General features: G+C 45.1%; 11 protein-coding genes and 1 tRNA gene. 4 read left to right on the plus strand and 8 right to left on the minus strand.

The window, feature by feature from the left end; all coding sequences use genetic code 11:
* Window positions 1–198 precede the first annotated feature (198 nt).
* Complete coding sequence (locus CIK90_RS11850; RefSeq protein ID WP_094391640.1) at window positions 199–1,464, plus strand: ATP/GTP-binding protein; 1,266 nt, start codon at window positions 199–201, stop codon at window positions 1,462–1,464.
* Between the two features lie 9 nt (window positions 1,465–1,473).
* Entirely contained in the window at window positions 1,474–2,166 is a 693-nt protein-coding gene (locus CIK90_RS11855) for an RloB family protein (RefSeq protein ID WP_094391641.1), read from the plus strand.
* Window positions 2,167–3,529: 1,363 nt separating this feature from the next.
* On the opposite strand, the gene CIK90_RS11860 is transcribed toward CIK90_RS11855, so the two are convergent.
* Both CIK90_RS11860 and CIK90_RS11870 read right to left on the minus strand, forming a co-directional pair.
* Window positions 3,530–5,281, minus strand: coding sequence for a phospho-sugar mutase (locus tag CIK90_RS11860; protein WP_094465604.1), 1,752 nt, complete (start codon window positions 5,279–5,281; stop codon window positions 3,530–3,532).
* A gap of 607 nt (window positions 5,282–5,888) precedes the next feature.
* Window positions 5,889–5,961: transfer RNA gene (locus CIK90_RS11870), tRNA-Met, on the minus strand.
* Between the two features lie 188 nt (window positions 5,962–6,149).
* Between CIK90_RS11870 and CIK90_RS11875 the strand changes: the two genes are divergently transcribed.
* Together CIK90_RS11875 and fabG are read left to right on the plus strand one after the other, a co-directional pair.
* A complete protein-coding gene (locus CIK90_RS11875; protein WP_094391643.1) occupies window positions 6,150–6,752 on the plus strand; it encodes a TetR/AcrR family transcriptional regulator in 603 nt (200 codons plus the stop codon).
* Window positions 6,753–6,810: 58 nt separating this feature from the next.
* On the plus strand, window positions 6,811–7,569 hold the full coding sequence (gene fabG / locus CIK90_RS11880; protein ID WP_094391644.1) for a 3-oxoacyl-[acyl-carrier-protein] reductase: 759 nt from the start codon (window positions 6,811–6,813) through the stop codon (window positions 7,567–7,569).
* Window positions 7,570–7,661: 92 nt separating this feature from the next.
* Here the strand turns inward: fabG and CIK90_RS11885 are convergent, their stop codons facing one another.
* The 6 genes from CIK90_RS11885 to CIK90_RS11910 are packed head-to-tail and all read right to left on the minus strand — an operon-like array spanning window position 7,662 to window position 13,949.
* A complete protein-coding gene (locus CIK90_RS11885) occupies window positions 7,662–8,372 on the minus strand; it encodes a LytTR family DNA-binding domain-containing protein (protein ID WP_094465608.1) in 711 nt (236 codons plus the stop codon).
* On the minus strand, window positions 8,369–9,373 hold the full coding sequence (locus CIK90_RS11890) for a sensor histidine kinase (protein ID WP_254046352.1): 1,005 nt from the start codon (window positions 9,371–9,373) through the stop codon (window positions 8,369–8,371). The genes CIK90_RS11885 and CIK90_RS11890 overlap by 4 nt, the downstream gene beginning before the upstream one ends.
* Window positions 9,366–10,586, minus strand: coding sequence for an ABC transporter permease (locus CIK90_RS11895; RefSeq protein WP_094465610.1), 1,221 nt, complete (start codon window positions 10,584–10,586; stop codon window positions 9,366–9,368). The genes CIK90_RS11890 and CIK90_RS11895 overlap by 8 nt, the downstream gene beginning before the upstream one ends.
* Before the next feature lie 32 nt (window positions 10,587–10,618).
* Window positions 10,619–11,377 (minus strand): ABC transporter ATP-binding protein, encoded by a 759-nt coding sequence (locus CIK90_RS11900; protein WP_094391647.1) that lies wholly within the window; start codon window positions 11,375–11,377, stop codon window positions 10,619–10,621.
* Window positions 11,378–11,382: 5 nt separating this feature from the next.
* Window positions 11,383–12,570: an efflux RND transporter periplasmic adaptor subunit gene (locus CIK90_RS11905; RefSeq protein WP_094465612.1), complete on the minus strand. Its 1,188-nt coding sequence runs from the start codon at window positions 12,568–12,570 to the stop codon at window positions 11,383–11,385.
* A 41-nt stretch (window positions 12,571–12,611) separates the two neighbouring features.
* On the minus strand, window positions 12,612–13,949 hold the full coding sequence (locus CIK90_RS11910) for a TolC family protein (RefSeq protein WP_094446914.1): 1,338 nt from the start codon (window positions 13,947–13,949) through the stop codon (window positions 12,612–12,614).
* Window positions 13,950–14,325: the final 376 nt, after the last annotated feature.

Raw genomic sequence — 14,325 nt, forward strand, 5'->3', positions numbered from 1 at the left:
AATCTCTCTAACATTTTAGGAGGAACTCTGCAAGACGGGGTTCGCTGATGGCTTACAATGAAAAATGTGTTTTTTTTTCTAATTTTTGGGCTGTTAAATAGGTTGTTTGTGTTAAAACGTCTTGATTTTTGAGATATTTTCTCGTAATTTACAGGTTATGCCGATTGTTATTTGTATCTTTGCACAAAAAATTGAGATATGCTAGTAAATTTCACAGTTAAGAATTATCGCTCTTTTAAACAGGAACGAACTTTTGGTATGGAGGCGAGTTCCATAAAGGAACATAAAAAGTCTGTCATCAACAAAGGTAAATACAAGCTGCTTCCGTTGGCAGTTTTCTATGGTGCAAATTCTAGTGGCAAGAGTAATTTCATTCTGGCAATATCTACTATGCGAAGTATGGTCAGACGTTCTGTGCGTTTGAATGAAGGTGATGCGCTACCTTACGACCCTTTTGCATTGGATGAAAATTCTGACTCGCAACCTACGTTGTTTGAGATACAGTTTATAAAAGGTGAGGTCCTATATCGCTATGGTTTTGAATACAACAAAACCGATATTATCTCTGAGTGGCTTTATGAGAAGCGATTTGGCGAGAAAGAGTATGAACTCTTCATGCGCTCGCGAGACATCATTGAAGTGTCTGAGAAAAGATTCCCTGAAGGTCAAGGAAAAGAAGATCTGACCAATTCGAATCGTCTCTTTCTGTCACTTGTTGCTCAGCTGAAGGGTGAAAAGTCCAATTCGATAATGGGCTGGTTTGGTGAATGTAATGTACTATCAGGAATCGATAGTGAAGGTTATGAGGCCTTTACGCTCAGAATGTTTTTGGAGCATTTGAATGGAGCTGATCAGGCTCAGGAGTTTTTTAAAACTCTGCAACTGGGCTTTACCCGATTTTCTGTAAAGAAAGTAGATATTCCCAAAGAAGCCTTAGATAGTGCTCCTCTGTCTATAAGGGCACAGCTTGAAAAGGATATTGTGACAGGTAGTTTTGTTGAGCCAATTACTACTCATAATGTCTATAATGAAAATGGTCTTGTGATAGGGGAACGCAATTTCCACAAGAATCAGATGGAGTCTGAGGGGACGAAGAAAGTTATAGAGATTTCCGGCCCTATATTTGATACGCTGAACGAGGGCAAGACTCTGATTGTTGATGAACTTGATGCAAAGCTTCACCCATTACTGACTCGGAACATCGTACTTCTATTCATGGATCCAGAGAAGAACAGACATGGTGCACAGTTGATCTTCGCTACTCACGATACAAATCTGCTTGATTTGGAAATTATTCGGCGTGACCAAATCTGGTTCGCTGAGAAGGATACGGTGGAGGCTACAGATATCTATTCTCTTGTGGAATTCAAGGATGAGGATGGAAAGAAAGTGCGCAATGATCGTGACATCAAGCGAGATTATATTCGCGGACGATATGGCGCTATACCTTTCATTGGAAAATAGAGTACTGCTATGGGATATTCGAGAAAAGAAGAAATCGCAAAACTGAGGCGGGAACGAAAAGAAGCCAAGGCTGCCAAGAAACGCAAGGAGAATGTTCGTGAAAAGCTCGTGCGTTTCCTCATAGTCTGTGAAGGTACGAAGACAGAGCCGCATTACTTTGAGGCTCTAATCAAGAACTACATTTCTACTGTCCGTGAGGTGACGATTGAGGGCGAAGGTAGGGCTACGGTAGCTTTGATTGACAGAACACAGGAAATCAAGACAGAACTGGAGCGTAAAAATGCCATGTCTTTTGACCGTGTGTGGGTGGTATTTGACAAGGATGATTTCGATGATTTTAACGATGCCATCAAGAAAGCCCATAAGTTGGGTTTCCAAAGTGCCTGGACGAATGAAGCCTTTGAACTCTGGTACTATTTGCATTTTGAGTATCTTGACACAGCCATTAGCCGCGAGGCCTACATTGACAAATTGCAAGATGCCTTTCGTAAGAAGATGGGCGATGAAGGCTTTAAGTATCGGAAAGGAAATCCCGATATATACAGCTTACTTCAGCAGTATGGTCGTGAGGACTTGGCCAAGCGCTTTGCAAAACAACTTCGGGCATTACATAATGATGGCAACTATGCGATGCATAAGCCTTGCACGATTGTAGATAAACTGGTAGAAGAACTGGAACATCCTGGGAGGCTGTTAGAGTGAATGTGATACGGATCATCGGAATTTAAACGGAATTATTTTGGAAGTTGCTTCGCAAGATGTTTTGGAGTAGCGAAGACAGAGTGAGAGCGCGCTTTCACTATGCTGAGTCACGACAAAACAAACCACAGGTAAATCTTTGGGGGAAATCTTTAATAAAAATATGGCCTATGGCCAGAAATAATCTATCACTAAGGTAGGCAGCTACAACATAATCTTTAACTATAATCTTTGACCAAAATACGCTCTTCCTCAGGGTGTTGCCCTGGGCTAGGGAAACCATTGAGCTTTCAGCCCGTTTTTGCTTGTGTATCAAAATCTTTAGAAGAATCCTAACTGAAAATGCGCAACAGTACGTTGCTCTGCAGGAGGGATTTGTTATGGATCGCATCTAAGATGCTCGAAATCTTAACTAGAATCTTGAGGAGAATCTTTAAACAAAATCTGTGTTCTCCGTGTGGTCCGTGGATTATTAGTTGCCTAAAGGCAAGATGTTTTGGAGTAGCGAAGACAGAGTGAGAGTTCCATTTTATGGCACCTTTTCTCGCCATGGCAGAGTTTAAGTGAACTTAATTCTGCTCATTTGGCTTAACGAAAACGTTCGCTTTCACTATGCTGAGTCACGACAAAACAAACCATAGGTAAATCTTTGGGGGAAAATCTTTTTTAAGATGTTGCTGACGCAAGAAATATATTCAATTCCACTATAATCTTTAAATAAAATCCTGACTAGAATGCGCTCGAATACCTCGCTTCTGGGAAGGATTTTTTTTATGGATCGCATCTAAGATGCTCGACATCTTAACTAGAATCTTGAGGAGAATCTTTAAACAAAATCTGTGTTCTCCGTGTGGTCCGTGGGTGGTTTTTTAGTAGCCTAATGGCTAGAAATCTTTGGGGGAAATCTTTTTTAAGATGTTGCTTACGCAAGAAATAATCTATCACTCAGCCTCCATAAATATAATCTTTAACTATAATCTTTGACTATAATGCGCTCTTCCTCAGGGTGTTGCCCTGGGCTAGGGAAACCATTGAGCTTTCAGCCCGTTTTTGCTTGTGTATCAAAATCTTTAGAAGAATCCTAACTGAAAATGCGCAACAGTACGTTGCTCTGCTGGAGGGATTTTTTATGGATCGCATCGTTGATGCTCGACATCCAAACTATAATCTTAAAGAGAATCTTAAACTAGAATCTCGAAACTCTAAACACTAACCTATAACCTATAACCTATAACCTATAACCTATAACCTATAACCCATATCCCATATCCTATAAACTAAACACTAACATCTGACAATGAAAACGCCACCCTGGGTTCGGTGAGAACAGGGTGGCGTGGTATCTTCCTGTGGAAGTGGGGGAGGGTTAGTCGAGTTTCAAATCTTTTTTGATGGCTTCAATGCGCTGGTCGGCTGCTTTGGTGCAACGCTCGTAGCAGCCTGCACACTTGAATGAGGCATCTTTGATTTCAAGGTAGAACTTGATCTTGGGTTCGGTACCTGAAGGACGTACGCTGATCTTGGTGCCGTCTTCACAGAACCACTGGAGTACATTAGAGGTGGCGGGCATGTTGAGCTTCTCTACTGTGCCGTCGGCATGCTTGGCTTCGAGTGACTGGTAGTCTTTCCACAGCACTACCTTGGCACCACCCAATACCTGTGGGGGATTGGCACGGAAGTCTGCCATCATCTGTTTGATCTCGTCGGCTCCTGTCTTTCCTGGACGTACTACATTGACGGTGAACTCGCGAGAGAATCCGTATTCGGCATAGATGTCCATGAGGAGGTCGTAGAGGGTCTTGCCGTTGTCTTTTGCCCATGCTGCTATCTCGCAGATGAGGCAGATAGAGGCGGGGGAGTCTTTGTCGCGTACCTTGTCGAAGGGGAGGAATCCGAATGATTCTTCACCACCACCGATATACTTCTGTTTGCCTTCTGAGATTCTAATCTCGTTGGCAATCCATTTGAAGCCTGTATAGCAGTCACGCAGTTCTACACCGTTCTTCTTGGCTATCTCGGCAATAACTTCTGTGGTGACGATGGTCTTGACGAGGAACTCGTTGCCCTTGAGTTGACCGAGCTTCTTCTTGTTGGCGATGATATACCAGCAGAACATCATGCAGGTTTGGTTACCGTTGAGGATTTCCCATTCGCCCTTGGCATTGCGGCAGACAATGGCGAGACGGTCGGCATCGGGGTCGGATGCTATGACGAGGTCGGCATTGAGGCGTGTTCCGAGTTTCATACCGAGTGTCATGGCTTCAGGATTCTCGGGGTTGGGTGATACTACAGTGGGGAAATTGCCGTCGATGACCATCTGTTCGGGTACGACGTGGATGTTTTGGAATCCCCATGAGCGCAGTGCTTCAGGAATGATGACGCGTCCTGTGCCGTGCATGGGCGAATAGACGATATTGAGGTCTTTGTTGCGCAGGATGACATCCTGATCTACCATGGCCTCTTTGACTGCCTGGAGGTAGTCCCAGTCCATTTCTCCACCGATAATCTCGATGAGGTCTTTGTTGCCTTCAAACTTCACATCGTTGATGGTGACTTTATTGACTTCATCGATGATACCTTTGTCGTGGGGTGCCAATACCTGTGCACCATCATCCCAATAGGCTTTATAGCCATTGTACTCACGTGGGTTGTGAGAGGCAGTGACGTTGACACCTGCCTGACAATGGAGCTGACGGATGGCGAAGGAGATCTCTGGTGTGGGGCGCAGGCTCTCGAAGAGATATACCTTGATGCCGTTGGCAGAGAAGATGTCTGCTACGGTTTCTGCAAACATACGTCCGTTGTTACGGCAGTCGTGGCCTACTACTACGGCGAGGTCGTTGCGGTTGGGGAATGCTTTGAGGATATAGTTGGCAAAACCTTGTGTGGCCATGCCTACGATATATTTGTTCATGCGGTTGGTTCCTGCTCCCATGATGCCTCTGAGTCCTCCTGTTCCGAATTCGAGGTTCTGGTAGAAGGCGTCGATAAGGTCGGTCTTGTCGGCATTGTCGAGCATGGTCTGTACTGCTTTGCGTGTCTCTTCATCAAAGGCTGGTGAGAGCCATTCTTTTGCCCGTGCTTCGCATTGGGCGATCAACTCAGTGTTGTTTTCCATAATTCATTTATATTGTTTATTTGTTAGTTATTGTTTCTAATAGCACAAAGTTAAAACAAAAAAATGAAATGATGCAAGGAATGGCTATGAATTTTGTTTTTTTAACCTTGATTGTTGCATGAGGACACGGATCATCGGATTGTTTTCGTTAAGCCATGAGCAGAATAAAGCTCGCTTTAATTATGCCGTGGCGAGAAAACAAAGGCGTAGCCAATTTAAACGGAATTTATACGGATGGTTTGGGGTTGCCTGTCGGCAAGAAATCTTTGGAGGAAATCTTTGTTAAAATATGGCCTGTGGCCAGAAATAATCTACCACTCTGCCTCCATAAACATAATCTTTAACTATAATCTTTGACTATAATGCGCTCTTCCTCAGGGTGTTGCCCTGGGCTAGGGAAACCATTGGGCTTTCAGCCCGTTTTTGCTTGTGTATCAAAATCTTTAGAAGAATCTTTAACTAGAATATCTAAACACTAACCTTTAACCTTTAACCTTTAACCTCTAACCTCTAACCTTTAACCTTTAACCTCTAACTTCTAACCAAAACACTCCGTGAATATAAAAAATCGCAACAGCTGATTATCAGAATGTTGCGATTTCATTAGTTGCGGAGGCAGGACTCGAACATGCGACCTCCAGGTTATGAGCCTGGCGAGCTACCAACTGCTCCACTCCGCTGTATTTCTTAATTGCGGGTGCAAAGGTACAAACTATTTTTGAAAATACCAAATTTTTATGCGATAATTTTTTGTTTTTCCTCCAAATAGAACAAAATAACGGAAATTGTTTGCACAATAGAAAAGAAATGTGTAATTTTGCACACGTATGCATGCATGTGCAATAGAAAAATAGGAGGAGTCATAACTATGTCAATATCAAAGACGCGACAAAAATTAGTAGATGTAGCCCGTCAGTTGTTTGCCAAAAACGGAATGGAAAACACGACGATGAACGACATTGCCATTGCCTCTGGCAAAGGACGTCGCACGCTATATACCTATTTTAAATCCAAGGAAGATATTTATTTTGCTGTCATTGAGTGCGAACTGGAGCGCCTGTCTGATAAATTGGATGAGGTAGCTGCTAAGCGTATCCGTCCACAGGATAAGGTGATAGAATTGATATACACCCATCTGAGTATGATCCGTGAGACGGTGGTGCGTAACGGTAATCTACGTGCTGAGTTTTTCCGTAATATATGGATGGTGGAGAAGGTGCGTAAGAACTTTGATGATGCAGAAGTGGAATTGTTCCGTAAGGTATATACAGAGGGCAAGGAGGCAGGCGAGTTTGACATAGAAAACGTAGATCTTGTAGCTGACATCACCCACTATTGTATCAAGGGACTTGAAGTGCCTTATATCTATGGTCGTATTGCCCATGGAATGACAGAAGAAGCCACCAAACCTCAGGTTGCCAAATTTGTGTATGGCGCATTGGGAAACTTCAAGAAGAACAGTGACCGATGATTTGACAGGAATAGTAACACTAACAATAAAACATATAACATAAACAAATAAACACATTATGGGATTATTAACAGGAAAGACTGCCCTCATTACAGGTGCAGCACGTGGTATCGGCAAAGCCGTTGCTATGAAATTTGCCCAGGAAGGCGCTAACATTGCATTTACTGATCTTGTACTCAACGATGATATGGCTGCAGGCCTTGAGGCTACCCGCAAGGAAATTGAGGCTCTTGGCGTGAAATGTAATGCCTATGCAGGAAATGCTGCTGACTTTGCAGAGACAGAGGCTGTGGTCAACAAAATCAAGGAGGATTTCGGTTCTATTGATGTACTGGTGAACAATGCCGGTATCACCAAGGATGGTCTGATGCTCCGTATGACAGAGGCCCAGTGGGATGCAGTATTGAATGTCAATCTGAAATCAGCTTTCAACTTCATTCATGCCTGCGCTCCTATCATGTTGCGCCAGCGTAAGGGTTCTATCATCAATATGTCGAGTGTGGTAGGTGTACACGGTAATGCAGGCCAGTGTAACTACTCTGCTTCTAAAGCAGGTATGATTGGTTTGGCAAAGTCTATTGCTCAGGAACTCGGTCCTAAGGGTGTACGTGCCAATGCCGTAGCTCCTGGTTTCATTGAGACTGCCATGACGGCACAACTGCCAGAAGAGATTCGTAAGGACTGGATGAAGAAGATTCCTCTCCGTCGTGGCGGACAGGTAGAAGATATTGCTAATGTTTGTCTGTTCCTGGCTTCTGATATGTCAAGCTATGTATCAGGTCAGGTGATTCAGATTGACGGTGGTATGAATATGTAACAATCTAATTATTACGCTATAAAAAACGCAGACTCCTTTGTTGGGAGCCTGCGTTTTTGTTGGTATGCCCGATGGCAATCGTGCTGTGCATCTTATGCCAGCGTATGCGCATCGAGATACTGTTGAACGTTGTCTTTGTAGGATTCAGATACGGGGATAAACTCCTTGCCGAAGACGATACGGAAGCGGTCGATAGATTCCGCCTTGCTCATGTGCACGATATAGGAGCGGTGTGTGCGCTGGAACTCCGGTCTGGGAAGGAACTCTTCGAGTTTCTTCATGTTCATGAGTGACATGATTTTCCTACCGTCGTCGAGATAGAAGCGGACATAGTCTTTGAGTCCTTCAACATACAGGATGTTGTCGAGGTCAATGCGTACCAATTTATAATCGCTCTTGACAAAGATAAAGCGGTCGCGCATATAAGTCTCTTGTTTGCGGAATACCCTGAACCATTCCAGCGCTTTGTTGGCAGCAGCCAGGAAGTCTTCGTAGGCAATGGGCTTGAGCAGATAGTCGAGTGCCTTAACCTTATAGCCATCCAGGGCATACTGTTGGAAAGCGGTGGTGAAAATGATTTTTGTTGTTTTAGGAACGATTCTGGCAAATTCTATGCCTGACAGTTCTGGCATCTGGATATCGAGAAAGAGCAGGTCAACAGGATTGTCGCGTAGCACCTTCATAGCCTCGATAGCGCTTCCATACGAACCTTGTAGTTCGAGAAATGGTGTCTTTTCGGCATAACTCTTCAGGAGTTCAATTGCCAACGGTTCATCGTCGATGATAGCACAAGTGATGTTCATAATTTAATTGTAATGGTAGAATGATACATTTTTTGATTATCGTTAACGCCATGCGTCCATTCATAGCGTCCTTTATAAGCCAGTTCCAATCGTCGTCTTACAAGTTCGAGTCCCACGCCGTGTCCACTCCTGTCAGTAGAAGTCTTGGGGTGGTTGGAGTTGACGATGTCGCAGACGATTTGTCTGTCATTGGCTTGGATGGTAATATTGATGGTACAGGGAACGGCAGGTTTTACTCCATGTTTGAAGGCGTTCTCCACCAGTGAGATGAAGATCATTGGAGCCACTTTCTGTTGTTCGTTGGTGATATGAAACGAGGTATTGACTTCTACCGACGGCCCCTGACGCAGTTTCATGAGTCGGATATAGTTTTTTAGGAACTCCACCTCATCGCGCAGTTCTATCTCCGATCGCTGATAGTCATAGAGCATGTGTCGTAACATCTTAGAGAGATCTTGTATCGCCTCCTGTGCCTTCTGGGTATTGATAGCAGTCAGCGCATAGATGTTGTTGAGCGTGTTGAGCAGGAAATGAGGATTGATCTGTGAACGAAGATTGCTCAGTTCAGCTTCTTTTCGTGCCTCTTCTGCTGTCTGCCACTGCAAGGCGAGATGGAGTAGGGTGGCAATTGCCGCCGCAATGACGAGGTTGACAATGTCGCGTATGACAAAAGCAACGGTCAATATCAACGGCGGTTCCCTGTGGTTATGTCCCAGCATGTCGTGTGACAGACTCATCCAGAGGTGAAGGGCAATGCCGAGCACGATGACTATGAAGGTATTGATCACAAAGAACTGCGTGCGGTGTCCTGTTACGAAATACCTTGGGGTGAGCCATAGGTAATCGATATAGAACACTGCCATGAAGGTCAGCGGTACCGTTGTGGTCAGCATAAACTGACTGACGGACATACCTCTGCCATGATTCATGAACATCAGCGGTAAAAGGATGATAACAATCCAGATGGCGATGTGGATGAGAATCTCTAAACGTTTATTCATGTCGAATAGCTTCTATTGGGTCCATATTAGCAGCCTTCTGTGCCGGAATGTATCCGAAGAGTACACCGATGCAGACACAGACAAAGAATGATACGTAGATGCTCCATGCAGGAACACTTGACGGCATATTGAACATCGGTACGATAAATTCGCTTGCCGAGCATCCTACGAGTATGCCGAGTAATCCACCTGTTACAGAGATGAGTACGGATTCTATCAAGAACTGCAATGAGATGACCGGTCCTGTGGCTCCAACAGCCATACGCAATCCAATCTCCTTGGTGCGTTCGGTCACGCTGACCAGCATGATATTCATGATACCGATACCAGCCACAAGGAGTGAGAAGGCAGCAGCCACCACGAGGATGATGGTCACGGTATCCATGGTGGATGACATGGTCTCCATCATCTCAGCCTGTGAACGGATGGTGAAATCATCGGCAGCATCACCTTTCAGTTTGTGGTTGTCTCGAAGAATCTGTGTGAGTTCTTCGATGGCCGCATCGCTCAGTTCTTCGGTAATTGCCGAACACACAATGCTGGAGAACCACGTCTGTGCCGCGATGCGTTTCATGACGGTAGAATTGGGAGCGATGATGACGTTGTCCTGGTCCATACCCCAGTTGTTGTAGCCTTTCGACTTCAGTACGCCGATGATGCGCATCGGTATGGATTTGAAGCGGATAGTCTTGCCGATGACATCAGCCCCTTCTCCATAGAGTTCCTTGACGATGGTAGTACCAACGACACACACCTTAGCCGCCTTTTTGATATCCTCCTGTGTAAAGCAGTCGCCCTGTTCTATGGTCCATTGCTTGATGTCGAGGTATTCCGGACTTTCTCCATATACCGTAGTATTGGTATTGCTGTTGCCATAGATAGCCTGTCCGCTTGCTGTGACCTCAGGAGAAACATTCGTCACATATTTTTTCTCGCGCATGATGCGTTCATAGTCAGCCATCTTCAAGGTTTGCATGCTTGACGGGTCCTGGCGTACGCCGCCACGCATATCAGCCCCCGGTCGGATATTGATCAGGTTGGTGCCCATGGTAGAGAGTTCCGCACGGATACTCTCTTTAGATCCCTGTCCGATAGACATCATGATGATGACCGCTGCCACACCGATGATGATGCCAAGCATGGAGAGGAAGGATCGCATCTTGTTGTTGGCGACAGCCCTGATACTGACTTTGAAAAGATTGAGTATGTTCATAATCTGATGGGTTCAATATATAGTATGTGAGTTTAATCGTCTTGCGGTTTCGGTAATGCAGCAAGTGCTTCTGCCGCCGACTTGATATTGGTGTTGATGGTATCTTCACGTATCTTACCGTCACGGAGGTTGATGTTACGACTAGAATACTCCGCAATTTCCGGATTATGGGTCACGAAGATGATGGTATGTCCCTGTCGGTAGAGTTCTTGGAAGAGCACGAGCATCTCAAACGATGTACGCGTATCAAGGTTACCCGTAGCTTCGTCAGCTAAAAGTACGGCAGGGTCGTTGACAAGAGCCCTGGCAATTGCCACACGTTGCATCTGACCACCCGACATCTGATTAGACTTATGGTCCAGACGGTCGCCCAGTCCTACAGCCTGCAGAGCTTTAACGGCAGCCTCACGACGTTGTGCTGCATTATACTTGTTGTTGTACATGAGCGGCAGTTCAACATTCTCTACAGCCGTTGTCTTAGCCAACAGGTTGTAGTTTTGAAACACAAAACCAATCTTGTTGTTGCGCAGGTGTGCCCGTTCCGTCTTCGACATGGTGCGTACAGCCACTCCGTCAAGGAAGTATTCTCCGCTGGTAGGTGTGTCGAGACATCCCAACTGGTTGAGGAGTGTAGATTTTCCAGAACCCGATGTGCCCTGAATGGTGACAAACTCGCCCTCATAGATTTTGAAGGAGACACCCCTTAGTGCCTTCACCGTCTCACTTCCTACCTGGAAGTAGCGTTTCACATTCTGCAGTTCGATGACTGTTTTTCTTTTCTCTTCGGCCATAGTACTTACTTCTTCTGGTTGTTTTTCTTGTTGTCGCGTGGTTTAGGCATGAAGGGATTCCTTGCCTGCTGGTCTTGGCCTTCAGCCTCGTTACCACCCATGATATTGAAATCAATCAAAACCTCAGTACCCTCTTTGATGCCACCGGTAATCTCTGTTGTAGTACCGTTGGTTGTACCAATCTCAACGGCATGAGCCTTGAAGACATTATTTTCGAGTGTCCACACCTTGTGATCACCCTTGCAATCTGCAATGGTCTGTCCTTCTTGCAGCAGGGTTTCGTTGGGTGTAAAGCGTAATGCCTTGGCAGGTACAGCCGTAACATTTTTCTTCTCCAGTGTGAAGATGGTGACATTGGCAGTCAGTCCCGGTTTCAGTTTCAGATCTTTGTTTGGTGCCGAGATCACCACTTCGTAAGTCACGACATTACTCTCAGTAGTAGCCTGTTGGCGAACCTGAGTCACTTCACCTTCAAACAAGTCATCGGGGAAGGCATCCACTGTGAATGTCACGCGTTGTCCCTCTTTTACACCACCTATGTCAGCCTCGTCGATATCGGCAATCACGCGCATGTCGGTCAAGTCTTTGGCAATAGTGAACAGTTCAGGTGTATTGAATGATGCCGCAACGGTCTGTCCCTCTTCTACCGATTTGGACAGCACCACACCATCAATAGGTGAGGTGATCGTGGCATAGCCCAGATTGGTTTGTGCCTTCTGTACATTCTCTTTAGCTGAAGCCACCTGCTGTCGAGCCTTGTCATAGGAAAGACGCGCATTCTCATAGTCATCCGCACTAACCAGACCCTTCTGATACAAGGTTTTGTATCTTCCGAAGTTAGTCTTTTCGTAGTTCAGCGTGCTCTGTGCACTCGACAGGTTAGCCTTAGCCGTATTCAGTTCGCTGATGAGGTTGGTCTTATCGAGTTCAGCGATGACCTGTCCTTTTTTCACCACCGAGTTGTAATCCACATAGAGTTTAGAGACGATACCGCTAACCTGAGTACCCACGGTAACAGAAGTCACAGGTTCTATAGTACCAGTTGCTGTGACGGTATTCTCAATATTCTGGCGTTCCACCTTTGCGGTTGTGTATGTTACTTTCTGTTCCTTTTTGTTGCCTGTCAGCAAGAAAGCCACTATGGCGATGAGTACTATAGCAGCAGCTGCTATACCTATTTTCTTGATATTCATATTGTTGTGGTATTATGTTTCTGTTAGATATGTTGTTTATATTATAATGTCATTTTCTCGCCTTGGTAGAAGCGGAGCAACTGACGGTTGAGGATGGTGGTGTATTTCGCCTGCAATTTATTTTGTTGTGACGAGAGCAACCGGTCTTTTCCAGTCATCAGTTCAACGATGTTTTTGAGACCGAGCCGAAACTGCTCTTCGAGCAAGTCATAGCTTGCCTGTTCACTCTCAACGGTAGTCAATGCCGTTTTGAATTTCTGTTGGTTTGTTTCAGCGTCGAGCCAGTAGCCTTCGATGGTGGCATAGAGTTGCTTCTGTTGGTCGAGCAGTTCCAGTTGAGCCTGTTCCCGTTGGATACGTGCCTTATTGACAGCTGTTTTTGTCTTTCTGTTATCGAAGAGCGGTACGCTAACAGAAGCACCCACCGAAGCATCGAAATTTGTTTTAATCTGCTTGTCCCAGTTTTGAGAGCTCATTGATGCCGTACTGGTGCCCACACCTCCGTTGATGCTGATGGTAGGCATGGCACCAGCCTTGGCGATATTCATCTGTATGTCGCTTTGTTTCAATCCCAGTTGTGCATTCTTGATTTCCGGTCTTCCGCCCAGAGCTGTCTCATAGACCGTAGATAGCGCAGGAATTTCAGCTAAAGCCTCTTCGTCGCCTGCTGTTAGCATTTCGATGTCAAAAGCCTCATCTCCTGTGAGTTCCAGTAGTTGCTTCAACTGTAGCTTATAGTTAGCGATATTGCTCTCAGCCTCTACGATGGTATATTCGTCGGCAGCCCGTTGTGCTGTGAGTTGTGCGAGGTCAGCCTTTGCCATTTTACCCACCTCAACCATTTCTTTACCACGTTGCTCGTTCCTTTTACTAGTTTCGAGACTTTGTTTATTGACCTCCACGGCTTCGTTCATATATAGGATCTGCACATAGAGCTGAGCAATCCGCTCTTGGATATTGTTAGCGGTCGTTTCGGTTTGCAGTTCTGCCTGTTGTTCGCTAACCTCGCCGAGTTTCACTTGATTCCGGTTTTGGTTTCCGTTCCATACCGTCCATTGTGCGTTGATGCCATAGCTTCCATTATAATAGGTCTTGTTGACCTTCGAGTTTACCGTACCGTTTGTCACGGTAGCGACACCATTTTCCAGCCACGGTCTGTAGCCAAATGATTGGCTTGTTGATGCCGACAGCGATGGCAGTAGTGCCGCTTTAGCCTGTTTGCGTTCCTCCGTAGCCGATTGTTTTTGCAATTTCGCCTGTTGTAGGGTAATGTTGTTCTGTAACGCATAGTCTATACACTCAGTCAGCGTCCATTTTTTCTGGGCGCAGGCCGATAGCGCTATAGCTATTGCCGTTACCATTAGTGTTGTCCTTTTCATACCTTAATTAATATATATGCCTATGATTACTTGTGTTGTATTTTCACGTTGCAAAATTAGACAGAATATCTGATATATAAAAATGTGATAGACGTTTCGTTTCAGTTAGTAGAAAGTATCTTCTTATTCTTCGATATTTTCCTTTGTTTTAACGATTCTTTAGAATAGCGGTTGCATGAGTCCTTTCATTATATTTTCAGCTCGGCTCTCGGCTTCGGGATGAATACGGAACATAACCATTCTTTGTACGTAAACAGTAAGGACCGAGTAAGTTCCAAGTAAGTCCCAAGTAAGTCCCAAAAACTGCGTTGAAAATGGGAGGAGGATGGGATAAGCATCCTTGAAACATATCAGAAAGATGAAGTTTGGTCAAATG

This window comes from Prevotella sp. P5-126 (assembly GCF_002251185.1).
Classification (GTDB): Bacteria; Bacteroidota; Bacteroidia; order Bacteroidales; family Bacteroidaceae; genus Prevotella.